The following is a 23,248-nucleotide window of genomic DNA, read 5'->3' on the forward strand; positions in this document are numbered from 1 at the left end:
GGTCATTGGGGGGTGGGCCTCATGCATCGTGCGCACCCTCTAGGCGCTTGTCCCAGTCCTCGACCTGCAGGCGCTGCAGCCGTCCCTGCACCAGGCGCTGCCAGGACGGGGGGAGGTTCAATTGCGCCAGGGCGTGCAGGCTGGTGCTGTCCAAGCACTGGTGGTAGAGCACTTGCAGCACGCGGGTGAGTGGCCAATCGGGGTGGGGGCGTTCGAGCAAATACAGCGCATCGCCCGCCTGCACCTGCCCGCCTTCAAGCACGCGCCAGTACCAGCCGGTGCGCCCGGTGGTTTGCACGTGCCGGGCCATGTGGGCGTGGCCAAAGCGGGTGTTGAGCTTCCAGCAGGGCTGGCGGGTTTGGGCCAGCTCCAGCAGGCAGCTGCCCACACGCACACGGTCGCCCCAGCACAGGCTGGCCTCGGTCATGCCGGTGGTGGAAAAGTTTTCGCCAAACGCCCCCGGCTGGCGCAGCACTGGCAGGTCGCCCAGTTCGGCTTGCCAGGTGGCGTAATGCTCCCAAGCGTAGTGGTGGATGGCCTTGTCCGGCCCGCCGTGTACGCTGCGGTCGCCCTGCTCATCGCCCTCCAGCCCCTGGGCGGTGAGGGTGATGGGGCCGGTGACAGGGTGCTTGTCGATGCCGCTCATGCCACCGGGGCGGCCATCGAATCGGGCATAGGGGCGGGCGCGGCCCCGCAAAACGGTGTGCAGGGTGCCAAGAAGCGTGGAAGTCATAGCGCAGCAGTGGGCAAAGTCAAACTGCGCAAACCATACACCGCCCAGGGCGGTGTTGTGGCGTTGGGGGTGGCTTCAGAACGTGTTCACGCTCTCCTCGCGGGTGTGCAGTCGCGGCCTCGGGCGGTCTGCGGCGTTGCAAATCCTCGCCATAGCTACGGCTATGTCTGTGGTTTGCGCCTTGCAGCCCATCCCGATCCGCATCCCGCACCCCTTCGCGCGCAGAGCGTGAACACGTTCTAAGACTGCAGGTTTTGCAGCTGCGCGGCGCGGGCCAGTTGGCGCTCAACGGCTTTGGGGTGCATGCCGTACATCTGGGCAAAGGCGGCCGGGGTGGCCGCGCCGCTGGCCGCAAAGGAGCGCTGCACGGCTTCGGCGCGGGCATCTTGCTCGGCGGCGTAGTCCAGCGCGGCGGTGATGGTCTCCAGCGCCTTGGGCTCTTTGGTGTTGGCCCGCTCTAAAAAGGCTTCGCGCGTCAGGCCACTGTCCATAAAGAGCTGGGCAATGCGCCGTTGCAGGCGCTGTTGCTGCTCTTCGACCGTCTCGCCGGGGCGGGGTTTGCGGCGTTTGAACACTTCCAGCACGGCGTGCAGAACATGCTCGGGGGCCATGGGTTCGACCGCATTGCCTTGCAAATCATGGCGCTGCGCCCCGCTGGCCACGGCCTGCAGGTAGCGGGTGGAGCGGGTGTGGATGGCCATGGCCACTTTCAGCCCGGCTTTGTCCAGCGTCTCGCCATGGGCGGCCAGCAGGTCTTGAAAAATGCCGCGTTTGAGCGGCTGCACGGTGGCCCCAAACAGTGCCGGGTACAGCTGCGCCAATTGCAGCAAAACGGGGTGCGGGCCCCGCTTTACGGCGGCCGTGTTGGCGGGGGGCAAGGTCGAGGCCTCGGGCGAGGCAGCAGCAGCGGTGGTATCAGTCATGGGCGGGCAGCCAAGGCTGCAAAGAAAAAACCAAAGCCCGCGATGATGCCAGCATTAGGCTGTTTGCGCGGGTGAGCGCGATTTTTTCAGGCTTAATCGGTCAAAAGCCCCTTGAAATAAACACACTGGCCGACATCTTGGAGGGCCTGCAGGTCCAACCCCGGCCGCAAGCCCCGGCGCACTCTGCCATCGCTTCACATTGCCTTTTACAAAAGAGTTGTCATGCAACGCCGTTCTTTCCTTGCTGTGCTGCCGTTGGGGGCCTTGCTTGCCGCCTGCAGCCCGGCGGTACCCACGCAGTGGCTCATTGGCACTGAAACCATCGAGGCGGCCCTGCAGCGGCGTTTTCCGCATGACTTGCCCTTGGCGGGGTTGTTGCAATTGAGTCTGGCCCAGCCGGTGCTGACCCTGCACCCCCCAACCCAGCAAATCGAGGCCCTGCTGCAAGCGGCGCTGTCCGGCCCCGCGCTGGGCAAGGTGTACACCGGAGCGGTCAGCCTGCGCTGCACCCTGGTCTTCGATGCGGCCACCGCCAGCGTACAGGCCCAGCAGGTGCAAGTGCAGCAAATGCGCTTGGATGGAGCCCCCGAAGCGTTGGCGCAAATGTTCAGCGCCTACGGCCCGTATGTGGTCGAGCACGTGCTGCAAGACTGGCCGCTGTACACCTTGAGCGCTGAGCAGCAACAGCAACTGAGCCGCTTGCATCTGGCGGTGGGCGACATCACGGTGCACGCCGATGGTCTGCGCATCGCTTTGCATTCAGTAAGCTCCTAACGCACCCCACGGCGCTTTTCTGGCAACAGTGTGTTGTGCATTGCGGCCCTAGTAAAACCGCGCTGAAGCTGCAACTATTCACCACGCGCGGCCCTCAGAACGTGTTCACGATCTCCTCATGGGTGTGCGGGTGCGGCTTCGGGCGGTCTGCGTCGTTGCAAATCCTCGCAATAGCCAAGCTATTGCTGTGGTTTGCGCCTCGCAACCCATCCCGAACCGCATCCCCCACACCTTCATTCGAGACCATGAACACGTTCTCAGTGTTTTGGGGCTGGTGCTGGTTTGAAAGGTTTGCTGATGTCGTCCTCCTCCTCCTCCTCCTCCTCCTCCCCCATCCTGCGCCGCCTGCCCCTGGGCAGCCAATGGCCGTGCATGAACCCCTTTTTATTCTGTGCCCACCATCTGGATGCCTACCCAAAGGGCAATGGCGCGTATGGCCCCGATGCGGCCTTGCTTGCCGGGCGCAATCTGGGCCATGACTTCAGCGGCCAAGACGGCTGGAACATGTACCACGGCCACACCGTGCCGGGCTTCCCTGTGCACCCGCACCGGGGGTTTGAAACCATCACCCTGGTGCGCCAGGGCATGCTCGACCACGCCGACTCGCTCGGGGCCATGGCCCGCTTTGGCGAAGGCGACGTGCAGTGGATGACGGCGGGCAGCGGCGTGCAGCACACAGAGATGTTTCCTCTGCTGCACACCGACCGGCCCAACCCGCTGCAGCTCTTCCAAATCTGGCTGAACCTGCCCGCCAGCCACAAGATGGACCCCGCCCACTTCACCATGTACTGGAACGAGACCATCCCCCGCCTGCACCACCACGACGCAGCCGGCCACACCACCACCGTCACCGTGGTCGCGGGCCCCTTGCCGGGGGCTGAAGCACCCTTGCCGCCACCACCGGCCTCGTGGGCCGCCCAAGCCGGCAGCGATGTGGCCGTGTGGATCATCGAACTGGCCCCTGGGGCGCAGTGGCAGCTGCCTGCTGCTACCAATAAAGAAGCTGTACGCGTACTTTATTGGTATGAAGGTGATGGTTTAAGTGTTGAAAACAAAGCAGAGCAAGCGCAAACAGCTCTTCAATTAGACAGCCAGCACGCCGTGCAACTGCACAACACTGGCCAGCAAACCGCCGCCTTGCTGCTGCTGCAAGGCGTGCCGATTGACGAGCCCGTGGCCCGCTACGGCCCCTTTGTGATGAACACCGAGGCCGAAATCCACCAAGCCATCAGCGACTACCGCCGCACCCAGTTCGGTGGCTGGCCCTGGCCAGAAAGCGCCCCCGTACACGGCCCTACGCCCCGGCGCTTTGCCCGTCGCCCCGGAAAAACCGAGGATGAGTGCCCCCCAGCAGCGGCCTAACCCCTGGCCTTGGCCCAGTGGCCCAGCGCTGGCATCAGCGACAATGGCCGCCTTGTTTTGTTTTCACCCACCATCCCATGCCAATTACCCAAGACACCGCCGTTACCCTGCGCTACACCGTGCATGAATTGCTGCCCAATGGCAGCGCCTTGAAACTGCTGGACAAAGGCCATATGGCCTACCTGCACGGCGGGTATGAAAATATTTTTCCGAAAGTGGAAGCGGCCCTGGCCGAAAAAACCGTGGGCGACAGCGTGACCGTGGACCTGGCCGTTGAAGATGCCTTTGGTGCCATTGACAACAGCCTCAAGCGCACCATCCCCAAAGGCGACTTTCCCCCCGGCGTGAAAGTCGGCGGCCAGCTGCGCGGCAGCAACGACCAAGGCGAGCCGCAGGTGTACAACGTCGTGAAAATCAAAGGCCCCGTGGTACTGCTGGACGGCAACCACCCCTTGGCGGGCAAAGCCCTGCGCTTTACCGCCAGCGTGACCGAGGTGCGTGCGGCCACAGCCGAAGAAATCGCCCACCGCCACGTGCATGGCGGCCACGGGCACCACCACTGATCACCCCGGAATTTTTTCCAGGCAATACCCCAGGCCCCGCACCGTGGCGATACGGATGGGGCCTTTTTCAATCTTTTTGCGCAGGCGGTGGATATAGACCTCGATGGCGTTGTTGCTCACCTCTTCGCCCCACTCGCACAGGCGCTCGACCAATTGCTCTTTGCTGACCAAGCGGCCTGCGCGCTGCAGCAGCACCTCCAGCAGGCCCAGCTCGCGGGCGGACAGCTCGACCATCTTGCCGTCAATGGTGGCCACGCGGCCTGCTTGGTCGTAGGTCAGCGGGCCATGCTTGATGGTGCTGGTGGAGTTGCCCATGCCCCGGCGGGCCAGGGCGCGCACCCGCGCCTCCAGCTCTTGCAGGCTAAAGGGCTTGGCCATGTAGTCATCGGCCCCCAGGTCGAGGCCTTTGACGCGCTCTTCCACGGCATCGGCGGCCGTCAAAATCAGCACCGGCAGGCTGTCGCCACGGCTGCGCAGGCGGCGCAACACCTCCAGCCCATGGATGCGCGGCAAGCCCAAATCCAAAATCAGCAGGTCAAAATGGTTGTGCGTGACCAAGGCGGTATCGGCCTCGGCGCCGTTGGCCACGTGATCCACCACGGCGCCAGAGGTTCGCAAGCTGCGCAGCAAGCCATCCGCCAGGACTTGGTCATCTTCGGCAATCAAAATGCGCATACTTATCGTCTCCTTACAAATTGCGGGCGCAAGTGTAGGGGGATCGGTGCCACCGTGTTGGCCTTGCCTGCAGAGAAAAATAGCTTTCAGGCCAGATTTTTCAATGTGCTGCGCCATTCCGTAAAAAACCTAGTACAAACCCTTGTTGGTTTTTGTGCGTTTGGCATGACGGGCTATCGTTAGATAGCGTTGATTTTTTTGGCCGCCAAAGGCCTGGCCCTACAATGAAGGGTTTGTAGCAAAGCCTTGGGCTGGCCCGCTGAGGGCACTGTCTTGCCCGTTACCCCCCCTCTTTTTTTGTGGAGTCTTTTGTGTTTATTTCTTCTGCTTTTGCCCAAACTGCCCCCGCTGCCGGTGGCGACATCATGAGCCAGCTGGGCCAGTTTTTGCCGCTGGCGCTGATGTTTGTGGCCCTGTACTTCATCATGATTCGGCCACAAATGAAACGCCAAAAAGAGCACCGTGCCATGGTGGAGGCGCTGGCCAAAGGGGATGAAGTGGTCACCGCCGGTGGCTTGCTGGGCCGTGTGGCCGATCTGGACGAGCAGCACCTGTTTATCGAAATTGCCAGCGGCGTGAAAGTGCAAGTGCAGCGCCAAGCCGTGACGCAAGTCTTGCCCAAAGGCTCTTTGAAATAATCCCGGCTGCAGGGGCGCTGTTCTGCAGCGCACTGCAGGCCTTGACCCTCGCGCCGTTATGAATCGTTATCCATTCTGGAAGTACGCTATCTTAGGGATAGCGTTGCTGATTGGGGTGATCTTCACCCTGCCCAATTTTTTTGGCGAGGCCCCTGCCGTGCAGGTGTCCTCGGCCAAAGCCACCCTCAAAGTTGATCTGACCACCTTGAAACAGGTGGAAGCGGCCTTGCAAGCGGCCGGCGTAACGCCCGACACCCTGGGGCTGGAAGGCAACTCGGTTCGCGCCCGGTTCGCCACGCCCGACGAGCAGCTCAAGGCCAAAGATGCCATTGAAAAAGCGCTCATCACCGACCCCACCGACCCGATGTTTATCGTGGCGCTGAACCTGGTGCCGCGCACCCCCGCCTGGCTCTCGGCCCTGGGGGCCCAACCCATGTACCTGGGGCTGGACCTGCGCGGTGGCGTGCACTTCATGCTGCAGGTGGACATGGACGCTGCGCTGACCAAAAAGACAGAATCTCTGGCGGGTGACTTGCGCACCATGCTGCGGGACAAGGGCATCCGCCATGGCGGCATCACCCGGGATGGGCAAACCGTAGAAATCCGTTTGCGCAACGAGGCCGACATCACCGCCACCCGCAACCTGATCACCGACCAACTGCCCGACCTGCAAGCCCAGGTGCTGGGCAGTGGCAGCGAGCAGCGCATCCGCGCCAGCATCAAGCCCGAAGCCCTGCGCAAAGTGCAGGAGCAGGCGCTCAAGCAAAACATCACTACCCTGCACAACCGCATCAACGAGCTGGGCGTGGCCGAGCCGGTGATCCAGCAACAAGGCCTGGATCGCATCGTGGTGCAATTGCCCGGCGTGCAGGACACCGCCAAGGCCAAAGACATCTTGGGCCGCACCGCCACGCTGGAGCTGCGCATGGTGGATGAATCCTCCGAAGGCCGCGCCGCTGAACTGGGCACCGCGCCGGTGCCCTTTGGTGCCGAGCGCTACCTGGACCGCAACGGCCAGGCCGTGATCGTGTACAAGCAGGTCATCCTGACCGGTGAGAACCTGACCGATGCCCAGCCCGGTTTTGACAGCCAAACGCAAGAGCCCACCGTGAACCTGGTGCTCGATGCCAAAGGCGCGCGCGTTTTCAAAGACATCACGCGCGAGAGCATTGGCAAGCGCATGGCCATCATCTTGTTTGAAAAAGGCAAGGGCGAAGTGGTCACCGCCCCGGTCATCCGCAGCGAAATCGGCGGCGGCCGGGTGCAAATCTCGGGCCGCATGACGGCGCAAGAAGCCAGCGACACCGCGCTGCTGCTGCGTGCAGGTTCGCTGGCCGCACCCATGGACATCATTGAGGAATACACCATCGGCCCCAGCCTGGGCGCCGATAACATCCAGCGCGGCATTGACTCTGTGGTCTGGGGCATGGTGGCCATTGCCGTCTTCATGTGCGCGTACTACGCGCTGTTTGGCGTGTTCTCCACCATCGCTTTGGGCGTAAACGTGTTGCTCTTGATGGCGGTGCTGTCCATGCTGCAAGCCACCTTGACCCTGCCCGGCATTGCCGCCATGGCGCTGGCCATTGGCGTGGCCATTGACTCCAACGTGCTCATCAACGAGCGCATTCGCGAAGAGCTGCGTGCGGGTATGTCGCCCCAGCAAGCCATCCACGCCGGTTACGACCGCGCTTGGGCCACCATCCTGGACTCCAACTTGACGACGCTGATCGTCGGTCTGGCCCTGCTGGCCTTTGGCTCGGGCGTGGTGCGCGGCTTTGCCGTGGTGCACAGCATCGGCATTGCCACCAGCATGTTCTCGGCGGTGTTCTTCTCGCGCGGCCTGGTGAACCTGTGGTACGGCGGCAAGAAAAAGCTCAAGAGCCTGTCCATCGGCCAAGTCTGGAAGCCAGAGCCGGAGGCGGATACCGCCCCCACCGGCGCATCGCTGGCCTCGATAGCCACCTCGCCGCTGCAGTCCCCGGCAAAGACCGACCAACCCTAAAGGAGGATGAGATGGAGTTTTTCCGCATCCGCAAAGACATTCCCTTCATGAAATACGCGTTGATTTTCAACGTGATTTCGATCCTGACCTTCGTCCTGGCCGTGTTCTTCCTGGTGACGCGCGGACTGCACCTGTCGGTGGAGTTCACCGGCGGCACCGTCATGGAGGTGTCCTACACCCAGGCGGCCGACCTGCCCAAGGTGCGCGACACCGTGGGCAGCCTGGGCTACCGCGACGTGGTGGTGCAAAACTTTGGCACCGCCCGCGATGTGATGATCCGCCTGCCGGTGCAAAAAGGGGTCACCTCCGCCCAGCAAAGCGAGCAAGTCCTCACCGCACTGCGTGCCCAGGATGCCGGGGTGGAGCTGCGCCGCACCGAATTCGTCGGCCCGCAGGTGGGCGAGGAGCTCATGACCAACGGCCTGCTGGCGCTGGGCGTGGTGATGCTGGGCATCATCATCTACCTGGCGTTTCGCTTTGAATGGAAGTTTGGCGTGTCCGCTGCGTTCGCCAACTTTCACGACGTGGTCATCATCCTGGGCTTTTTTGCCTTCTTCCAGTGGGAGTTTTCGCTGTCCGTGCTGGCCGGTGTGCTGGCCGTGCTGGGCTACTCGGTGAACGAATCGGTGGTGGTGTTCGACCGCATCCGCGAAAAATTCCGCAAGACGCGCAACATCAGCACCCCGGACGTGATCGACCACGCCATCACCTCCACCATGAGCCGCACCATCATCACCCACGCCTCGACCGAGGCGGTGGTGCTGGCCATGCTCTTCTTCGGTGGCCCCAGCCTGCACTACTTTGCGCTGGCGCTGACGATTGGCATCGTGTTTGGGATTTACTCGTCCATCTTTGTCGGCTCGGCCCTGGTCATGTGGCTGGGTGTCAAGCGCGAGGATTTGGTCAAAACCAAGAAAGAAAGCCACGATCCCAACGACCCCAACGCAGGGGCCGTGGTTTAACAACGCGCCAAGAACGCCTTCTTCCATCAAAAACCCCTGCACCTTAAGCGGTGCAGGGGTTTTTTATTGATAGCTGGTTGCGCTTTATTTATCGCAAATTTTGATTAAAACAGTAGTTAATCAATGCAAATAAAGCGCAAGCAGCTATTAATTTAATAAAGCTTGCAGCTGCTGGGCCAGTACCACCGCCACGTCTGCCCAATCTGTTGCCACGCCACAGCGGCGCATATCGACCGTGGTCAAATCCAAATAACCGCAGGGATGGATGCGCTGGAAAGGCTCCAAATCCATCGCCACGTTCAGTGCCAAACCGTGGTAGCTGCAGTGGCGGCTGACCTTGATGCCCAGTGCCGCGATCTTGCCCAGGCCGGTGAAATCAGGCTGCGGCGCGGCGCTGCCCGGTAAGCGCCGCTGGGGGCGTTGGGGCAACGCGGCATGGCTGGCTGGATCGTCCAGGCGCACATAAATGCCGGGGGCACCGGCCACGCGGTGGCCCGTAATGCCAAAGTGCGCCAGGGTGCGGATCGTGGCCTCTTCGAGGCGGTGGACATACTCTTTCACAAAGTACCCCCGGCGTTGAAAATCAAGCAAAGGGTAGGCCACCACCTGCCCAGGGCCGTGGTACGTCACCTGCCCGCCCCGGTTGGTGGCCACCACGGGAATGCTGCCTGCAGTCAGCACATGCTCGGCCTTGCCGGCCAGCCCTTGGGTAAAGGTGGGTGGGTGCTCGCACAGCCACAGCGCATCGGGCGTGTGCGGCCCACGCGCTGCCGTCATGCTTTGCATGGCAGCGACGGCGCAGGCGTAATCCACCCGGCCAAGAAAGCGAATGTCCAGGGCGGCAGGAGCGCTGGCTTGCATCAGAGCACCACTTTGACGCTGGGGTGGCCCGTGAGGGCGAGGTACAAGTTGTCCAATTGTTCGCGGCTGGTGGCCGTGACGGTAATGGTTACACCCAAATATTTCCCACCGCTGCTGGGGCGCAATTCGACGGTTTTTTCATCGTAAAAAGGGTCAAACTGTTTTGCAATTTGGTGCACAGTGTGGACCAAATCCTCGGTATGCAACCCCATGACTTTGATGGGGAAAAGGCTGGGGTACTCGATCAACGAGTCCTTGCGCAGATGGGCAGCAGTCTCTGTAGCAGGCATAAGAAATTCTTTGAATCAAAACAGGGGGCCTGGCCAGTGCCGTGCTTGGCAGCATGGCTGGCCTGGCGTTGAACAGCCCCCCAACGGGGTGAGTATTGGGTAGAAACACGTACCAGCGGCCAATAATGGCCCCAACCTGCCGGGGTTTCTACGTATAATCAGAGGATTTTGTAAAAAGTTCCAACTGCACTGAGGACAGTTCAACACCATGGATCAATGGACTCAGGATTCGGAATTTGAGGCTCAACAGTCACAATTCAAGCCCTTAAATGCGCAAGAGGCGCAAGCGTGGCGTCAGCGTAACCCCCAATTATCGGTGGGTCGTTTGATTGCTAGCCAGTGCGTGGTAACGTTGCTGGTTGCTTTGGTTGCTTGGCTGATTGCAGGTGCAGCGGCAGGGCGCTCGGCAGGCTACGGCGGGTTGGCAATTTTGCTCCCGACAGTGGTTTTTGCCCGGGCCCTCGGGCGCCAAGCCACTCATGCCGGTGCAGCTATTGCGCGGCTTTTTGGCTGGGAATTGGTGAAGCTGGTGCTGTGCATTGCCATGTTGGCAGCGGCTCCGCGCTTGGTAAGCGATCTGAACTGGTTGGCGCTGCTGGCCGGTTTGGTCTTGGTAATGAAAACTTATTGGCTGGCCTTGTTCACAGGGCGGGCCAGTGCTCCTAAAACCACTGATATTTGAGGGAAGAGTTGTACGATGGCTGCTGATGCACACGCCCCCACCGCAAGTGAATACATTGTTCACCACTTGCAACATCTGCAAAACATCAAGCAGAAGAGCATCATCGATTTTTCGGTGGTAAACATTGACTCCATTGTGGTTGGTATCCTGACGGGTGCCCTGGCAGTGTTCCTGCTGTGGCTCGGTGCCCGCAAGGCCACCTCTGGCGTACCCGGGCGTTTCCAAGCCGCTGTAGAAATGCTGGTGGAGATGGTGGATAACCAAGCCAAAGCCAACATCCACAATGCCCAAAGCCGTAAATTCATTGCACCGCTGGCACTGACCGTGTTTGTCTGGATTTTTGCGATGAACGCCATGGACATGTTGCCCGTCGATCTGCTGCCCGTGCTGTGGCAGACGGCCCTGGGTGACTCCCATGCCTACTTGCGTGTCGTGCCCACGGCCGATCTTTCGACCACGCTGGGTCTGTCCTCGGCAGTGCTGATTCTGTGCTTTGTGTACAGCGTCAAGATCAAAGGCATGGGCGGCTGGGCGCATGAGCTGGTTACCGCCCCCTTTGGCACCAGCAAAAACCCTGTATTTGCCGTTATCTTAGGCGTGGTGAACTTTGCCATGCAGATCATTGAATACGTTGCTAAAACGGTATCGCACGGGATGCGACTGTTTGGCAACATGTACGCTGGTGAGTTGGTGTTCTGTCTGATTGCCCTGATGGGTGGCGCGGCGGCGATGTCGCTCTCTGGCGTGTTGCTCCCCGTGGGGCACATCATTGCAGGCACGATTTGGGCGATTTTCCATATTTTGATCATCACCCTGCAAGCCTTCATTTTCATGATGCTGACGCTGATTTACCTCGGCCAAGCGCATGAAGCTCACTAAACCTTCGCTTTCCCTTTAACTTTTCAACCTTTCTTTCATCTCTAGGAGTCATCATGGAAAACATTCTCGGTCTCGTTGCTCTGGCCTGTGGTCTGATCGTTGGTTTGGGCGCGATTGGCGCTTCGATCGGTATCGCTCTGATGGGCGGCAAGTTCCTGGAGGCTTCTGCTCGCCAGCCTGAACTGATCAACGAGCTGCAAACCAAAATGTTTATTTTGGCCGGTCTGATCGACGCTGCTTTCCTGATTGGTGTCGCTATCGCCCTGCTGTTCGCTTTTGCCAACCCCTTCGTCCTGGCCTAAGCTCCCATCAACGCCGAAGAATAGAAAGGTGTTGCCGTGAGTATTAACGCGACCCTGTTCGTTCAGGCCATTGTTTTCCTGATCTTGGTGTGGTTCACGATGACATTCGTGTGGCCCCCGATCGCGAAAGCACTGGATGAGCGAGCCCAGAAAATCGCCGATGGCCTCGCTGCTGCTGACAAAGCCAAATCCGAACTGCGTGCTGCCAACCAGCGCGTAGAGCAGGAATTGGGCCAGGCACGCAACGAAACAGCTTCGCGCCTTGCGGACGCCGATCGTCGCGCCCAGGCCATCGTTGAAGAAGCCAAAGCACGTGCGACAGAGGAAGGCAACAAAATTGTTGCCGCTGCCCGCGCCGAAGCTGAGCAGCAAGCCATTGCCGCCCGTGAAGCCCTGCGTGAGCAAGTGGCCGCACTGGCCGTAAAAGGTGCCGAGCAAATCCTGCGCAAGGAAGTCAATGCTGGCGCCCATGCTGATTTGCTCAGCCGCCTGAAGACAGAGCTGTAAGGAAGAGCAACCATGGCAGAACTCGCCACCATTGCCCGCCCTTACGCGGAAGCCTTGTTCAAAGCCTGCGCGCAAAGCGCAGACCTGAAAGGTACTGTCGCTTGGGTGGACGAATTGGCGGCGATTGCCGCCGATCCGCAATTGCGCCAGCTGGCCGACAACCCTAAAGTGACTCCAGAGCAAGTGCTGGGTGTCATCACGGGTGTCGCCCGCTCGGCATTGCCCGATGCGGCACGCAATTTCTTGCGTGTCGTACTAGAAAATGGCCGCCTCGATGCCTTGCCCGAAATGGCAGTGCAGTTTCGTGGGCTTGTCAATCAACGCAGCGGCACTTCGGATGCCGTCGTGTACAGCGCCTTCCCGATGGATGAAGCAGCGCTGGCCGACTTGGCCGGTGTGCTGGAAAAGCGCTTTGCACGCAAGCTGAATCTGTCGGTCAAGGTCGATGAGAGCTTGATCGGTGGCGTGCGCGTTGTCGTAGGCGATGAGGTGCTAGACACCTCCGTCAAAGCTCGTTTGGAACAAATGAAAGCGGCCCTTACCGCGTAATGCAAATGCATCGTGTGTAAGGACTGGGCTAACTTAAAGGAAGAAGGAAAGAGTCATGCAACTCAATCCCGCAGAAATTTCTGAACTGATTAAGAGCCGCATCGAGGGGCTGGAAGCTGGCAGCGATATCCGTAATCAAGGCACTGTGGTGTCGGTGACCGACGGTATCGTGCGCGTGCACGGCTTGTCTGATGTGATGCAGGGCGAGATGCTCGAATTCCCGGCTGATGCCAATGGCCAACCCTCGTTTGGGCTGGCGTTGAACTTGGAGCGTGATTCCGTGGGTGCCGTGATTTTGGGCGCTTACGAGCACATCTCCGAAGGTGATGTTGTTAAATGCACCGGCCGCATCTTGGAAGTGCCCGTCGGCCCTGAGCTGATTGGCCGCGTGGTGAACGCTCTGGGTCAGCCGATTGACGGCAAAGGCCCGATCAACGCCAAGATGACCGACGTTATCGAAAAAGTCGCCCCTGGCGTGATCGCTCGCCAGTCGGTGGACCAGCCGCTGCAAACCGGTATCAAGTCGATTGACTCGATGGTGCCGATTGGCCGTGGTCAGCGTGAGTTGATCATTGGTGACCGCCAGACCGGTAAAACGGCCGTGGCCATTGATGCCATCATCAACCAAAAAGGCCAAGGCGTGACCTGCGTGTACGTGGCCATTGGTCAAAAAGCTTCGTCGATCAAGAACGTGGTGCGTGCGCTGGAACAAGCCGGTGCCATGGACTACACCATCGTGGTGGCGGCTACGGCTTCGGACTCGGCTGCCATGCAGTACGTGTCGGCCTACTCGGGCTGCACCATGGGCGAATACTTCCGCGATCGCGGTGAAGACGCCCTGATCGTGTACGACGACCTCTCCAAACAAGCGGTGGCTTACCGCCAAGTGTCGCTGCTGCTGCGCCGCCCACCAGGCCGTGAAGCCTTCCCTGGCGACGTGTTCTATCTCCACAGCCGCCTGCTGGAGCGCGCTGCCCGCGTGAATGCCGACTACGTCGAAGCTTTCACCAACGGCGAAGTCAAAGGCAAAACCGGCTCGCTGACCGCCTTGCCCATTATCGAAACCCAAGCGGGTGACGTTTCGGCTTTCGTACCGACCAACGTGATTTCGATTACCGACGGCCAGATTTTCTTGGAAACCAGCCTGTTCAACGCCGGTATCCGTCCCGCTATCAACGCCGGTATCTCGGTGTCCCGCGTGGGTGGTGCCGCTCAGACCAAGCTGATCAAAGGCCTGTCTGGCGGTATCCGTACCGACTTGGCCCAGTACCGTGAATTGGCGGCTTTTGCCCAGTTTGCCTCGGACCTGGACGATGCCACGCGCAAGCAGCTCGATCGTGGTGCCCGCGTGACTGAATTGCTCAAGCAAGCCCAGTACTCGCCCCTGTCCACCGCCGTCATGGGCGTAACCCTGTTCGCAGTGAACAAGGGCTATATGGACGATGTGGATGTCAAGCAGGTGTTGGCCTTCGAAGCTGGTTTGCACCAGTTCCTGAAAACCAGCCACGCCGCTTTGCTTGACCGCCTGAACGCCAACCGCGCCTTCGACAAAGAAGGCAAGGACGAAGCCGAATTGACCGCTGCCATTGCTGCGTTCAAGAAGTCGTTCGCTTAATCCGGACGAGGAGGCCTTATGGCAGTAGGTAAGGAAATTCGCAGCCAGATCAAATCGGTGGAAAACACCAAGAAGATCACCAAAGCCATGGAAATGGTGGCTGCATCCAAAATGCGCAAAGCGCAGGAGCGGATGCTGGCGGCTCGCCCCTACAGCGAAAAGGTCCGCAACATTGCCGCCCACCTGGGCGAAGCCAATCCTGAATACACGCACCCGTTCATGCAAGTGAACGGCGACGCGAAAAAGGCCGGTGTCATCGTGGTTACCACGGACAAAGGCCTGTGCGGTGGTTTGAATACCAACGTGCTGCGCGTCGTCATCAACAAGGTGCGTGATTTGCAAGGTGCAGGCGTTGCGGTCGAAGCTGTGGCCATTGGCAACAAAGGCCTGGGGTTTTTGAACCGCTCGGGCGTGAAAGTGGTCGCGCAAGTCACCGGTTTGGGCGATCAGCCCCACTTAGACAAACTGATTGGGCCAGTGAAATCACTGCTCGATCAGTACGCAGAAGGCAAGTTGAATGCGGTGTACCTGTGCTACACCAAGTTCATCAACACCATGAAGCAAGAGTCGGTGGTCGAGCAGCTGCTGCCCCTGTCCAACGAACAAATGCAGGCCAATAAAACGGGCGCATCGTGGGAGTACATCTACGAACCGGACGCGCAGACTGTCATTGACGATCTGCTGGTGCGCTATGTCGAATCCCTGGTCTACCAAGCGGTTGCCGAAAACATGGCCAGCGAGCAATCGGCACGCATGGTGGCCATGAAAGCGGCAACGGACAACGCGGGCAACGTCATCAATGAGTTAAAGCTCGTCTACAACAAGACGCGCCAAGCCGCGATTACCACCGAGTTGTCGGAAATCGTCGCCGGCGCTGCCGCTGTGTAACCGCTTTAACAGTAAAGAAATTGGAGCAAACGAAATGGCTCAAGAGAACACCCAAGTGAACGCAGGCGTTCAGGGCAAGATTGTTCAGTGTATCGGCGCTGTGGTGGACGTAGAGTTCCCGCGCAACCAGATGCCCAAGGTGTACGACGCCTTGAAACTCGAGGGCTCGGCCCTGACCCTGGAAGTGCAGCAACAGCTGGGCGACGGCGTGGTGCGTACCATTGCCCTGGGTTCTTCGGACGGTTTGAAGCGTGGCCTGATGGTCACCAATACCGGTAACCCCATTACCGTGCCTGTGGGTAAGTCCACCCTGGGCCGCATCATGGACGTGCTGGGCAACCCCATCGACGAGCGTGGCCCCGTCGATCAGGCGCTGACCGCCTCGATCCACCGCAAAGCGCCTGCGTACGACGAACTGTCGCCCTCGCAAGAGCTGCTGGAAACTGGTATCAAGGTGATTGACTTGGTCTGCCCCTTCGCCAAGGGCGGCAAGGTGGGCCTGTTCGGTGGTGCCGGTGTGGGCAAGACCGTGAACATGATGGAGTTGATCAACAACATCGCCAAGGCGCACTCGGGTCTGTCCGTGTTTGCTGGCGTGGGTGAGCGTACTCGTGAGGGCAACGACTTCTACCACGAGATGAGCGATGCCGGTGTGGTCAACCAGGCCAACTTGGGTGAATCCAAAGTGGCCATGGTGTATGGCCAGATGAACGAGCCGCCAGGCAACCGTTTGCGCGTGGCCCTGACCGGTCTGACCATGGCTGAAGCCTTCCGTGATGAAGGCCGTGACGTGTTGTTCTTTGTGGACAACATCTACCGTTACACCCTGGCCGGTACCGAAGTGTCCGCTTTGCTGGGCCGTATGCCTTCGGCGGTGGGCTACCAGCCTACGCTGGCCGAAGAAATGGGCAAGCTGCAAGAGCGCATTACCTCGACCAAGGTGGGTTCGATCACGTCGATCCAGGCCGTGTACGTGCCGGCCGACGACTTGACCGACCCTTCGCCTGCCACGACCTTTGCCCACTTGGACTCCACCGTGGTGCTGTCGCGTGACATCGCCGCCCTGGGTATCTACCCCGCTGTGGATCCGCTGGACTCGACCAGCCGCCAGCTCGACCCCCAAGTGGTGGGCGAAGAGCACTACAGCGTGGCCCGCTCCGTGCAGGGCACGCTGCAGCGCTACAAAGAGCTGCGCGACATCATCGCCATTCTGGGCATGGACGAACTGGCACCGGAAGACAAGCTGACGGTGGCCCGCGCCCGTAAGATCCAGCGTTTCCTGTCGCAGCCTTTCCACGTGGCCGAAGTGTTTACCGGTGCCCCTGGCAAGTACGTGCCCTTGGCAGAAACCATTCGCGGCTTCAAGATGATTGTGGCTGGCGAGTGCGACCACCTGCCCGAGCAGGCGTTCTACATGGTCGGTACCATCGACGAAGCCTTTGAGAAGGCCAAGAAACTGGCGGCCTAAGCAGCTTGGTAGCGGAATGAAAACATTTTTATTCCGCTGCCCTTGCTGTTCCCCCTTGTTTCGCTTTTTCTAAGGAGAGCCCACGATGAACACCATCCACGTTGATGTGGTCAGTGCCGAAGAGTCCATCTTCTCGGGTGCCGCACGTTTTGTGGCCTTGCCCGGCGAGTCTGGCGAGTTGGGCATTTTGCCTAAGCACACCCCGCTGATCACCCGTATCAAGCCCGGCTCGGTGCGTATCGAGAAGGCCGATGGCAGCGAAGAGTTCGTCTTCGTGGCCGGTGGCATTCTGGAAGTGCAGCCCAATTGCGTCACCGTCCTGTCGGACACCGCCATTCGCGGCAAAGACCTGGACGAGCAAAAAGCCAAAGAAGCCCAGGCTGCGGCTGAAGAAGCATTGAAAAATGCCAAAAACGACATGGACTTGGCCCGTGCCCAGTCGGAACTGTCGGTGCTGGCGGCCCAGCTGGCCGCAGTGCGCCGCTTCCGTGGCCAGCGCTAAGCGCACCATGGAACCAGCAAGAAAACCACCTTCGGGTGGTTTTTTTATACCTAAAAAAAGAGCATGTGCCGCTTGCTGATGCTGGGCTTGAGTGATAAAAGCAGCTAAAACACTTAATAAATCAGCGCAAAGAGCTATTTTTATAGGAGTCGGTAATGGATGCCATCGTAGAACAAGCCATGCGCAAGTGGCCCAATGTGCCGCACTGCTATGGCTGGCTGGGGCTGGACCAGCGCGGCCAGTGGTGGCTGCGTGATTTGGCGGCGCAAGCCGCCGGCGATTTTGCGCACAGCAAAGGCTCCCGCTTGGAGCACACCCAGCTGATTGGCTTTATTGAGCGCAACTACGCAGCCGATGCGCAAGGGTGCTGGTTTTTTCAAAATGGCCCGCAGCGGGTGTTTGTCGAGTTAGAAAACACCCCGCTGGTGTGGCGGGTGCAGGCCGATGGCCAGGTACACAGCCCTACGGGTGCCTGTGCGCAGCCCCAGCAGTGCCTGGTCGATGAAAACGGCTTGCTCTACGCGGTCAGTGCCGCGGGTCTGGGCCTGGTGCATACCCAGGATATGTGGCTGGCCGCTGAGTTGCTGGAGCAGGGGCGTTGGCCCGCCCCGCAAACCGTGGCCTGGGCCGGTTTGCCGCAACAGTTTGGCTTTGTGCGCAGCCCGCAGCTGCAAGCCCCTGTGGGCGCAGAGTGAGTCGCCGGGCGTAAAAAAACAGGCTGGGTATGCCCCAGCCTGTTTTTCGTTGTGCCTTGAGCGTACTTTTATTTTTCTTCTGCAGCCGGGGCTTGCGGATCAACAAACTTGCCACCGCCCGCATTGGCGACATAGGCCACGGCGCGGGAGATTTCAAAGTCGGTAAATTGCCCGCCGCTTTGCGCACTCATGGCCCCTTTGCCATGCAGCACCGATTGCACCAGCGCTTCAAACCCTTGGCCCAGGCGCGGGCCCCAGGCATCGGCATTGCCAAAGATCGGGGCACCGGAGATGCCCGCAGCGTGGCAGGCTGCGCATTGGGCTTTGTAAACCTCTTCCCCGGTGGCCAGGGGGCGGTCTTTTTGTACCGTTTTTAGCGTCACCGAGCCCACTTTTTGCAAGCGCTGGGCTTTGGCCAGGTCACTGGTCGTGCTGGGGACGCTGCCCGAAGGGGCTCCAATATTGACCAAGGCCGCACTCAGGCCCAAGCCGGCAATGATGGCCAGCAGAAAAAAAGTTTTCGAAGAGGAAGAACCGGCGTTTTTTTGGGGCGCGTTCATGGCGTTCTCAAGACGGGGAAAAAGGTATCACCCCATCACCCAAGCGGGTGGCGTCAGCGGGCGCAAGTGGGTGATCCCGGTGATGGGGAAGGGCTGAAAAACAAAGAAGGCATTATATCCATAGGGGTTTTGTTGCTGTGGCTCAAGTCGTGCCGTGACCCCCATGCACGGCAAGGGCTTGGTGTGCTGCACGCACATCGCCCCGACGTTGCTTAGCCTTGTGGTGGATGGTTGCGGCTGGGGTGGGCGGTGGAGGGGGTGTTCCAGCCGCCGCCCAAGGCTTTATAGAGCTGAATTTGGTTGATCTGCTGCAGCAAGCGGGTTTGCACGTCGGCTTGCTCCAGGGCGAACAGCGCGCGCTGGGCATCGAGCAAGTCGAGGTAGCTGGCCACGCCGTTGCGGTAGCGCAGGTCGGCCAGTTCAAAGCGGCGGCGTTCGGCAGCGGTTTGGGCTGCTTGTGCCTGGGCTTGTTCGCCCAGGGTGCTGCGTCCGGCCAGGGCGTCGGAGACTTCTTTGAAGCCCACTTGAATGGCTTTTTCGTACTGCGCCACGGCAATTTCGCGGTCTGCTTTGGCAACGCGCAAATTGGCCAAGTTGCGCCCGGCGGTAAAGATGGGCAGGTTGATGCTGGCCCCGGCGTTAAAGCCCCAGGTGCCCGATTTAAACAGGTCAGACAGTTCGGGGCTGACGCTGCCGTATTGGCCGGTGAGCGAAATGCTGGGGAAGAACGCCGCCCGGGCTGCGCCGATATTGGCATTGGCCGAGAGCAGTTGCTGCTCGGCTTGGCGAATGTCGGGGCGGTGGGTGAGCAGGTCGGAGGGCAGGCCCGCCGGAATGTCGGCCATGGGCGCGATCGTGGCCAGCCGTGTGGTTTGCAGTGCGCTGCGTGCGCTGGCGGGCAGCTCTTGGCCCAGCAGCAGCACCAGGGCGTTTTCGTGCTCGGCGCGTTGGCGCTTTTGCTGGGCGGTGGTGACGCGGGCCGCCTCGACCAGGGATTGGGCCTGGCGCAGGTCCAGCTCAGAGCTGATGCCGGTGTCAAAGCGCAGCTGGGTCAGGCGCATGGATTCTTGGCGCGTGGCCAGGGTGCGGCTGGACAGCTCCAGCAGCTCCTCATCGGCCAGCAGCGTCAGCCAACCTTGGGCCACGCTGGCCACCAGGGCCAGTTCGTAGGCTTGGCGTGCTTCGTCAGTTGCAAAATACTGAGCTAGTGCCGCACTCTTTAAGCTGCGAATTCGGCCAAAAAAGTCTAATTCCCAAGCTGGCACTGTGACTCCAGCTATAAAAGTATTGCCCAATTCGCCCGTGTTTTGGTTATTGCCCCGGGTGGCGCTGCCCTGGGCGGCCAGCTGCGGGGCCAAGGCTGAGCGCTGAATCTGGAATTGCGCCTGCGCTTTGTCCAGATTCAAGGCGGCCACGCGCAGGTCGCGGTTGTTGGCCAAGGCGATGCCGATGAGTTCTTGCAACTGGGCATCGGTGAAGTAGCGGCTCCACTGCAGTGCCACAGCCGTGGCCGACTCGCTTGGCTTGGCCGCAGCGGCATCAGCCGCACCAGCGTAGTGCGGTGCCACCGGGGCGGCTGGGCGTTCGTACGCGGGGATGAGCGAGCAGCCGGCCAGCAGCGTGCTGGCAGCGGCGAGGGTGGTGAGTACAAAATGGTTAGTCATCGGTTTGCGGTCCAATTCCGGCTTCTAAAGCATGGCGGCGGTTCATTTCTTGCTGGCGGGCGCTGCCTTTGAACACGGTGCGCACGACAACAAAGAAGACCGGCACAAAAATCACGGCCAAGACGGTGCCAGTGATCACCCCACCCAGCACCCCGGTGCCAATGGCCCGCTGGCTGGCTGCGCCCGCGCCGCTGGCCAGTACCAGGGGCACTACGCCCAGGCCAAAGGCCATCGAGGTCATGACGATAGGGCGAAAGCGCAGCTGGGCCGCCTGCAGCGCCGCTGCGGCAACGCTTTTGCCCTGGGCTTGCAAGTCCTTGGCAAATTCGATAATCAAAATAGCGTTTTTCGCTGACAGGCCAATGACCGTGATCAAGCCCACCTGGAAGTACACGTCGTTGGTATAGCCGCGCAGCAAAATCGCCAGCAGCACACCCAGCACGCCCAGGGGCACGACCAAGATCACCGCCAGGGGAATCGACCAGCTTTCATACAACGCTGCCAGGCACAAAAAGACCGCCAGCACGGCAAAGCCGTAGAGCACCAGGGCCTGGGAGCCGGCGAGTTTTTCTTCGCGCGACTGGCCGGTCCACTCGTAGCCAAAGCCGGGGGGCAGTTGCGCCGCCAGGCGCTCCATTTCGGCCATGGCATCGCCGGTGCTAAAGCCCGGGGCGGCACCGCCGGCAATGCGCATGGCCGGGTAGCCGTTGTAGCGCACGGTTTGCTGGGCCCCTTTGATCCAGCGCGTGCTGGCAAAGGTGGACAGCGGCAGGGCCTGGCCTTGGGCGTTGCGCACATGCATGGCCAGCAGGTCATCGCCTTGCATGCGGCCGGTGGCTTCGGCTTGCACGACCACGCGCTGCATGCGCCCTTGGTTGGGGAAGTCGTTCACATAGCTGGAGCCCAGGGCGGTGGACAGGGCGCTATTGATGGCATCAAAGCCCACGCCCAGCGCATTGGCTTTGTCGCGGTCAATGTCGATTTGCAGCTGCGGTGCATCCTCCAGACCATCGGGGCGCACCTGGGCCAGCACCTTGCTTTGCATGGCCATGCCCAGCAGCTGGTTGCGGGCATTGACCAAGGCATCGTGGCCTGCGCCATTGCGGTCTTGCAGGCGGAAGGTAAAGCCGGTGGCGTTGCCCAGCTCAGGGATGGGCGGCGGGTTCAGGGCGAAGATAAAAGCATCGCGCACCCCGGCCATGGCCCCCATGATGCGACCGGCCAGGGCATCGGCAGAATGCGCAGCGCCTGTGCGCTCGTCCCAGTGTTTCAGGGGCACAAAGGCCAGGCCCATGTTCTGCCCTTGGCCTGAGAAGCTAAAGCCCAGCACGCTGACCATGTTGGCCACTTCCTCTTGCTTAAGCGCAAAGCCTTCGATTTGCTCCATCACGGCCAAGGTGCGCTCTTGGGTGGCACCGGGAGGCAGTTGCACGTTCACAATGATGTAGCCCTGGTCTTCGGAGGGCAGAAAAGAGGTGGGCAGGCGCTGGTAAATCACGGCGGCCGCCGCGGCAATGGCCCCGTAAATGATCAGTGTGCGCCCGGCACCGCGCAGGGTGCGGGCCACCAGGCCTTGGTAGCGTTTGGAAGTGCGGTTGAAGCTGCGGTTGAACCAGCCGAAAAAGCCTTTCTTTTCGTGGTGGTGGCCCGCTTCAACCGGCTTGAGCAAGGTGGCGCACAGCGCGGGCGTGAGGGTCAGCGCCATAAACGCCGAGAACGAGATCGAGGCGACCATGACCGCCGAGAACTGGCGGTAAATATTGCCCGTAGCGCCCGAGAAAAACGCCAGCGGCACAAACACCGACACCAGCACCACGGTCACGCCAATGATGGCCCCCGAGATTTGGCGCATCGCCTTACGCGAGGCCTCCAGCGGCGGCAAACCCTCTTCGCTCATGATGCGCTCGACGTTCTCGACCACCACAATCGCATCATCCACCACAATGCCAATCACCAGCACCATGCCGAACATGGTCAGCACGTTGATGGAAAAGCCCAGAGCCAGCAGCACGGCAAAGGTACCCAGCAGGGCAATCGGCACCACCAGGGTGGGGATGACGGTGTAGCGCCAGTTTTGCAGGAACAGGTACATCACCAGGAAGACCAGCACGATGGCTTCGATCAAGGTCTTTACCACCTGGGTGATGGAGATGTCCACAAAGGTGGAGCTGTCGTAGGGGATGGTGGCTTCAACGCCTTCAGGAAAGAATTTTTTCAACTCTTCGAGCTTGGCGTGGATATCTTTGGCCGCCTGCAAGGCGTTGCCATCGGGTGTGAGCTGCACACCCATGCCCACCCCGGCTGTGCCGTTCAGCCGGGCCGAGGTGGCATAGGCCTGGCTGCCCAGCTCGATGCGGGCCACGTCTTTGAGGCGCACCGTCGAACCATCGGGGTTGGCCCGCAGGGTGATGTTGCCAAATTGCTCCACCGTGCTGAGCTGGCCATTGACCACCACGGTAGCGGTAATGCCTTGCCCGGTGAGGTTGGGCAAATCGCCAATGGCACCGCTGGCCACCTGGGCGTTTTGGGCGCGGATGGCGGCATTGACATCGGCGGGGGTCAGGGCAAAGCCGGTTAGCTTGACGGGATCGATCCAGATGCGCATGGCCCGCTCGGAGCCAAACAGCTGCACCTGCCCAATGCCCGGAATACGCTGCAGCTCAGGCTGAATATTGCGCGCGGCGTAGTCACTCAAGGCGGCCGTGTCGATGTCCGGGTTGGACGAGGACAAAATGGTAAAGAGCAAAAAGTTGGAGCGCGCTTGGTCCACCCGCACCCCCTGCTGGGTCACCACCGAGGGCAGGCGTGGCGTAGCGCGGGACAGGCGGTTTTGTACATCCACCTGCGCCAGGTCGGGATCGGTGCCGGGCTGAAAACTGATCGTCACCGAACCGGTGCCATTGGCCTGGGCGACCGACTCCATGTAAATCATGCCGGGCGAGCCGTTCATCTCGCGCTCAATCACCGCCAGCACGCTGTCCTCCAGCGTCTGGGCCGAGGCCCCCGGATAGGCGGCGCTAATCACCACGCTGGGCGGGGCCACAGGCGGGTATTGGGCAATCGGAAGTTGCTGGATGGCCACCAAGCCCAAAACGCTGATGAACAGTGCCAGCACCCAGGCAAAAATGGGGCGGTCAATAAAAAATCGTGCCAT

24 protein-coding genes are annotated in these 23,248 nt (G+C 60.6%); 16 read left to right on the forward strand and 8 right to left on the reverse strand.

Features of this window, described 5'->3' with window-relative positions:
• Positions 1–19: 19 nt before the first annotated feature.
• Positions 20–733, reverse strand: coding sequence for an MOSC domain-containing protein (locus J1777_RS10510; RefSeq protein WP_207575655.1), 714 nt, complete (start codon positions 731–733; stop codon positions 20–22).
• 239 nt (positions 734–972) lie between these two features.
• Positions 973–1,656: a ProQ/FINO family protein gene (locus tag J1777_RS10515; protein ID WP_207575656.1), complete on the reverse strand. Its 684-nt coding sequence runs from the start codon at positions 1,654–1,656 to the stop codon at positions 973–975.
• Positions 1,657–1,878: 222 nt separating this feature from the next.
• Between J1777_RS10515 and J1777_RS10520 the strand changes: the two genes are divergently transcribed.
• The 3 genes from J1777_RS10520 (at position 1,879) to J1777_RS10530 (ending at position 4,355) form a co-directional block, all read left to right on the forward strand.
• Positions 1,879–2,430 carry a DUF1439 domain-containing protein gene (locus J1777_RS10520; RefSeq protein WP_207575657.1) on the forward strand — a complete coding sequence of 184 codons (552 nt, stop codon included), beginning with the start codon at positions 1,879–1,881 and terminating at the stop codon, positions 2,428–2,430.
• Positions 2,431–2,727: 297 nt separating this feature from the next.
• Entirely contained in the window at positions 2,728–3,792 is a 1,065-nt protein-coding gene (locus tag J1777_RS10525; RefSeq protein WP_207575658.1) for a pirin family protein, read from the forward strand.
• Positions 3,793–3,869: 77 nt separating this feature from the next.
• Positions 3,870–4,355, forward strand: coding sequence for an FKBP-type peptidyl-prolyl cis-trans isomerase (locus J1777_RS10530; protein WP_207575659.1), 486 nt, complete (start codon positions 3,870–3,872; stop codon positions 4,353–4,355).
• On the opposite strand, the gene J1777_RS10535 is transcribed toward J1777_RS10530, so the two are convergent.
• A complete protein-coding gene (locus tag J1777_RS10535; RefSeq protein ID WP_207575660.1) occupies positions 4,356–5,030 on the reverse strand; it encodes a response regulator in 675 nt (224 codons plus the stop codon).
• A 311-nt stretch (positions 5,031–5,341) separates the two neighbouring features.
• On the opposite strand from J1777_RS10535, the gene yajC reads away from it, so the two are divergent.
• Genes yajC through secF form a run of 3 tightly spaced genes read left to right on the forward strand, consistent with a single transcriptional unit; the run spans position 5,342 to position 8,632 of the window.
• Positions 5,342–5,668, forward strand: coding sequence for a preprotein translocase subunit YajC (gene yajC / locus J1777_RS10540; RefSeq protein ID WP_207575661.1), 327 nt, complete (start codon positions 5,342–5,344; stop codon positions 5,666–5,668).
• Between the two features lie 58 nt (positions 5,669–5,726).
• A complete protein-coding gene (secD, locus tag J1777_RS10545) occupies positions 5,727–7,670 on the forward strand; it encodes a protein translocase subunit SecD (RefSeq protein WP_207575662.1) in 1,944 nt (647 codons plus the stop codon).
• A gap of 11 nt (positions 7,671–7,681) precedes the next feature.
• On the forward strand, positions 7,682–8,632 hold the full coding sequence (gene secF / locus J1777_RS10550; protein WP_207575663.1) for a protein translocase subunit SecF: 951 nt from the start codon (positions 7,682–7,684) through the stop codon (positions 8,630–8,632).
• Positions 8,633–8,779: 147 nt separating this feature from the next.
• Here secF and lipB read toward each other — a convergent pair whose 3' ends face one another.
• Positions 8,780–9,493: a lipoyl(octanoyl) transferase LipB gene (gene lipB / locus J1777_RS10555; RefSeq protein WP_207575664.1), complete on the reverse strand. Its 714-nt coding sequence runs from the start codon at positions 9,491–9,493 to the stop codon at positions 8,780–8,782.
• Positions 9,493–9,783, reverse strand: a complete 291-nt coding sequence (locus J1777_RS10560) for a YbeD family protein (RefSeq protein ID WP_207575665.1) — start codon at positions 9,781–9,783, stop codon at positions 9,493–9,495. Before J1777_RS10560 ends, lipB begins: the two co-directional genes overlap by 1 nt.
• A 208-nt stretch (positions 9,784–9,991) precedes the next feature.
• On the opposite strand from J1777_RS10560, the gene J1777_RS10565 reads away from it, so the two are divergent.
• The 10 genes from J1777_RS10565 (at position 9,992) to J1777_RS10610 (ending at position 17,870) form a co-directional block, all read left to right on the forward strand.
• A complete protein-coding gene (locus J1777_RS10565) occupies positions 9,992–10,465 on the forward strand; it encodes an ATP synthase subunit I (RefSeq protein ID WP_207575666.1) in 474 nt (157 codons plus the stop codon).
• A gap of 15 nt (positions 10,466–10,480) precedes the next feature.
• Positions 10,481–11,344 (forward strand): F0F1 ATP synthase subunit A, encoded by an 864-nt coding sequence (gene atpB, locus J1777_RS10570; protein WP_207575667.1) that lies wholly within the window; start codon positions 10,481–10,483, stop codon positions 11,342–11,344.
• Between the two features lie 53 nt (positions 11,345–11,397).
• Positions 11,398–11,646, forward strand: coding sequence for a F0F1 ATP synthase subunit C (gene atpE / locus J1777_RS10575; protein WP_091458130.1), 249 nt, complete (start codon positions 11,398–11,400; stop codon positions 11,644–11,646).
• 36 nt (positions 11,647–11,682) lie between these two features.
• Positions 11,683–12,153 (forward strand): F0F1 ATP synthase subunit B, encoded by a 471-nt coding sequence (locus J1777_RS10580; protein WP_207575668.1) that lies wholly within the window; start codon positions 11,683–11,685, stop codon positions 12,151–12,153.
• Positions 12,154–12,165: 12 nt separating this feature from the next.
• Positions 12,166–12,702 carry a F0F1 ATP synthase subunit delta gene (locus tag J1777_RS10585; protein WP_207575669.1) on the forward strand — a complete coding sequence of 179 codons (537 nt, stop codon included), beginning with the start codon at positions 12,166–12,168 and terminating at the stop codon, positions 12,700–12,702.
• Positions 12,703–12,757: 55 nt separating this feature from the next.
• Positions 12,758–14,317, forward strand: coding sequence for a F0F1 ATP synthase subunit alpha (gene atpA, locus J1777_RS10590; protein WP_207575670.1), 1,560 nt, complete (start codon positions 12,758–12,760; stop codon positions 14,315–14,317).
• 18 nt (positions 14,318–14,335) lie between these two features.
• Entirely contained in the window at positions 14,336–15,205 is an 870-nt protein-coding gene (gene atpG / locus J1777_RS10595) for a F0F1 ATP synthase subunit gamma (RefSeq protein ID WP_207575671.1), read from the forward strand.
• A gap of 34 nt (positions 15,206–15,239) precedes the next feature.
• Positions 15,240–16,673 (forward strand): F0F1 ATP synthase subunit beta, encoded by a 1,434-nt coding sequence (gene atpD / locus J1777_RS10600; RefSeq protein ID WP_207575672.1) that lies wholly within the window; start codon positions 15,240–15,242, stop codon positions 16,671–16,673.
• An 85-nt stretch (positions 16,674–16,758) separates the two neighbouring features.
• Complete coding sequence (locus J1777_RS10605) at positions 16,759–17,175, forward strand: F0F1 ATP synthase subunit epsilon (protein WP_207575673.1); 417 nt, start codon at positions 16,759–16,761, stop codon at positions 17,173–17,175.
• A gap of 155 nt (positions 17,176–17,330) precedes the next feature.
• Positions 17,331–17,870, forward strand: a complete 540-nt coding sequence (locus J1777_RS10610) for a DUF2946 family protein (RefSeq protein WP_207575674.1) — start codon at positions 17,331–17,333, stop codon at positions 17,868–17,870.
• Between the two features lie 68 nt (positions 17,871–17,938).
• Here J1777_RS10610 and J1777_RS10615 read toward each other — a convergent pair whose 3' ends face one another.
• The 3 genes from J1777_RS10615 to J1777_RS10625 all read right to left on the reverse strand — a co-directional run bounded on the left by J1777_RS10615 (position 17,939) and on the right by J1777_RS10625 (position 23,248).
• Positions 17,939–18,430, reverse strand: coding sequence for a c-type cytochrome (locus J1777_RS10615; RefSeq protein WP_207575675.1), 492 nt, complete (start codon positions 18,428–18,430; stop codon positions 17,939–17,941).
• Between the two features lie 212 nt (positions 18,431–18,642).
• Positions 18,643–20,094 (reverse strand): efflux transporter outer membrane subunit, encoded by a 1,452-nt coding sequence (locus J1777_RS10620; protein WP_207575676.1) that lies wholly within the window; start codon positions 20,092–20,094, stop codon positions 18,643–18,645.
• On the reverse strand, positions 20,087–23,248 hold the full coding sequence (locus J1777_RS10625; protein ID WP_207575677.1) for an efflux RND transporter permease subunit: 3,162 nt from the start codon (positions 23,246–23,248) through the stop codon (positions 20,087–20,089). The genes J1777_RS10620 and J1777_RS10625 overlap by 8 nt, the downstream gene beginning before the upstream one ends.

Source organism: Comamonas denitrificans, assembly GCF_017368815.1.
Lineage (GTDB): Bacteria > Pseudomonadota > Gammaproteobacteria > Burkholderiales > Burkholderiaceae_C > Comamonas > Comamonas denitrificans.

What these genes read in the sequence shown, in the direction of transcription:
- J1777_RS10515 (WP_207575656.1), bottom strand. Translation starts at nt 1,656, where the DNA reads ATGACTGATACCACCGCTGCTGCTGCCTCGCCCGAGGCCTCGACCTTG.
- secD (WP_207575662.1), top strand. Translation starts at nt 5,727, where the DNA reads ATGAATCGTTATCCATTCTGGAAGTACGCTATCTTAGGGATAGCGTTG.
- J1777_RS10605 (WP_207575673.1), top strand. Translation starts at nt 16,759, where the DNA reads ATGAACACCATCCACGTTGATGTGGTCAGTGCCGAAGAGTCCATCTTC.
- atpE (WP_091458130.1), top strand. Translation starts at nt 11,398, where the DNA reads ATGGAAAACATTCTCGGTCTCGTTGCTCTGGCCTGTGGTCTGATCGTT.
- J1777_RS10530 (WP_207575659.1), top strand. Translation starts at nt 3,870, where the DNA reads ATGCCAATTACCCAAGACACCGCCGTTACCCTGCGCTACACCGTGCAT.
- J1777_RS10510 (WP_207575655.1), bottom strand. Translation starts at nt 733, where the DNA reads ATGACTTCCACGCTTCTTGGCACCCTGCACACCGTTTTGCGGGGCCGC.
- J1777_RS10560 (WP_207575665.1), bottom strand. Translation starts at nt 9,783, where the DNA reads ATGCCTGCTACAGAGACTGCTGCCCATCTGCGCAAGGACTCGTTGATC.
- atpG (WP_207575671.1), top strand. Translation starts at nt 14,336, where the DNA reads ATGGCAGTAGGTAAGGAAATTCGCAGCCAGATCAAATCGGTGGAAAAC.
- atpA (WP_207575670.1), top strand. Translation starts at nt 12,758, where the DNA reads ATGCAACTCAATCCCGCAGAAATTTCTGAACTGATTAAGAGCCGCATC.
- secF (WP_207575663.1), top strand. Translation starts at nt 7,682, where the DNA reads ATGGAGTTTTTCCGCATCCGCAAAGACATTCCCTTCATGAAATACGCG.
- J1777_RS10525 (WP_207575658.1), top strand. Translation starts at nt 2,728, where the DNA reads ATGTCGTCCTCCTCCTCCTCCTCCTCCTCCTCCCCCATCCTGCGCCGC.
- J1777_RS10615 (WP_207575675.1), bottom strand. Translation starts at nt 18,430, where the DNA reads ATGAACGCGCCCCAAAAAAACGCCGGTTCTTCCTCTTCGAAAACTTTT.
- J1777_RS10625 (WP_207575677.1), bottom strand. Translation starts at nt 23,248, where the DNA reads ATGGCACGATTTTTTATTGACCGCCCCATTTTTGCCTGGGTGCTGGCA.
- J1777_RS10565 (WP_207575666.1), top strand. Translation starts at nt 9,992, where the DNA reads ATGGATCAATGGACTCAGGATTCGGAATTTGAGGCTCAACAGTCACAA.
- lipB (WP_207575664.1), bottom strand. Translation starts at nt 9,493, where the DNA reads ATGCAAGCCAGCGCTCCTGCCGCCCTGGACATTCGCTTTCTTGGCCGG.
- atpD (WP_207575672.1), top strand. Translation starts at nt 15,240, where the DNA reads ATGGCTCAAGAGAACACCCAAGTGAACGCAGGCGTTCAGGGCAAGATT.
- atpB (WP_207575667.1), top strand. Translation starts at nt 10,481, where the DNA reads ATGGCTGCTGATGCACACGCCCCCACCGCAAGTGAATACATTGTTCAC.
- J1777_RS10610 (WP_207575674.1), top strand. Translation starts at nt 17,331, where the DNA reads ATGGATGCCATCGTAGAACAAGCCATGCGCAAGTGGCCCAATGTGCCG.
- J1777_RS10585 (WP_207575669.1), top strand. Translation starts at nt 12,166, where the DNA reads ATGGCAGAACTCGCCACCATTGCCCGCCCTTACGCGGAAGCCTTGTTC.
- J1777_RS10520 (WP_207575657.1), top strand. Translation starts at nt 1,879, where the DNA reads ATGCAACGCCGTTCTTTCCTTGCTGTGCTGCCGTTGGGGGCCTTGCTT.
- J1777_RS10620 (WP_207575676.1), bottom strand. Translation starts at nt 20,094, where the DNA reads ATGACTAACCATTTTGTACTCACCACCCTCGCCGCTGCCAGCACGCTG.
- J1777_RS10535 (WP_207575660.1), bottom strand. Translation starts at nt 5,030, where the DNA reads ATGCGCATTTTGATTGCCGAAGATGACCAAGTCCTGGCGGATGGCTTG.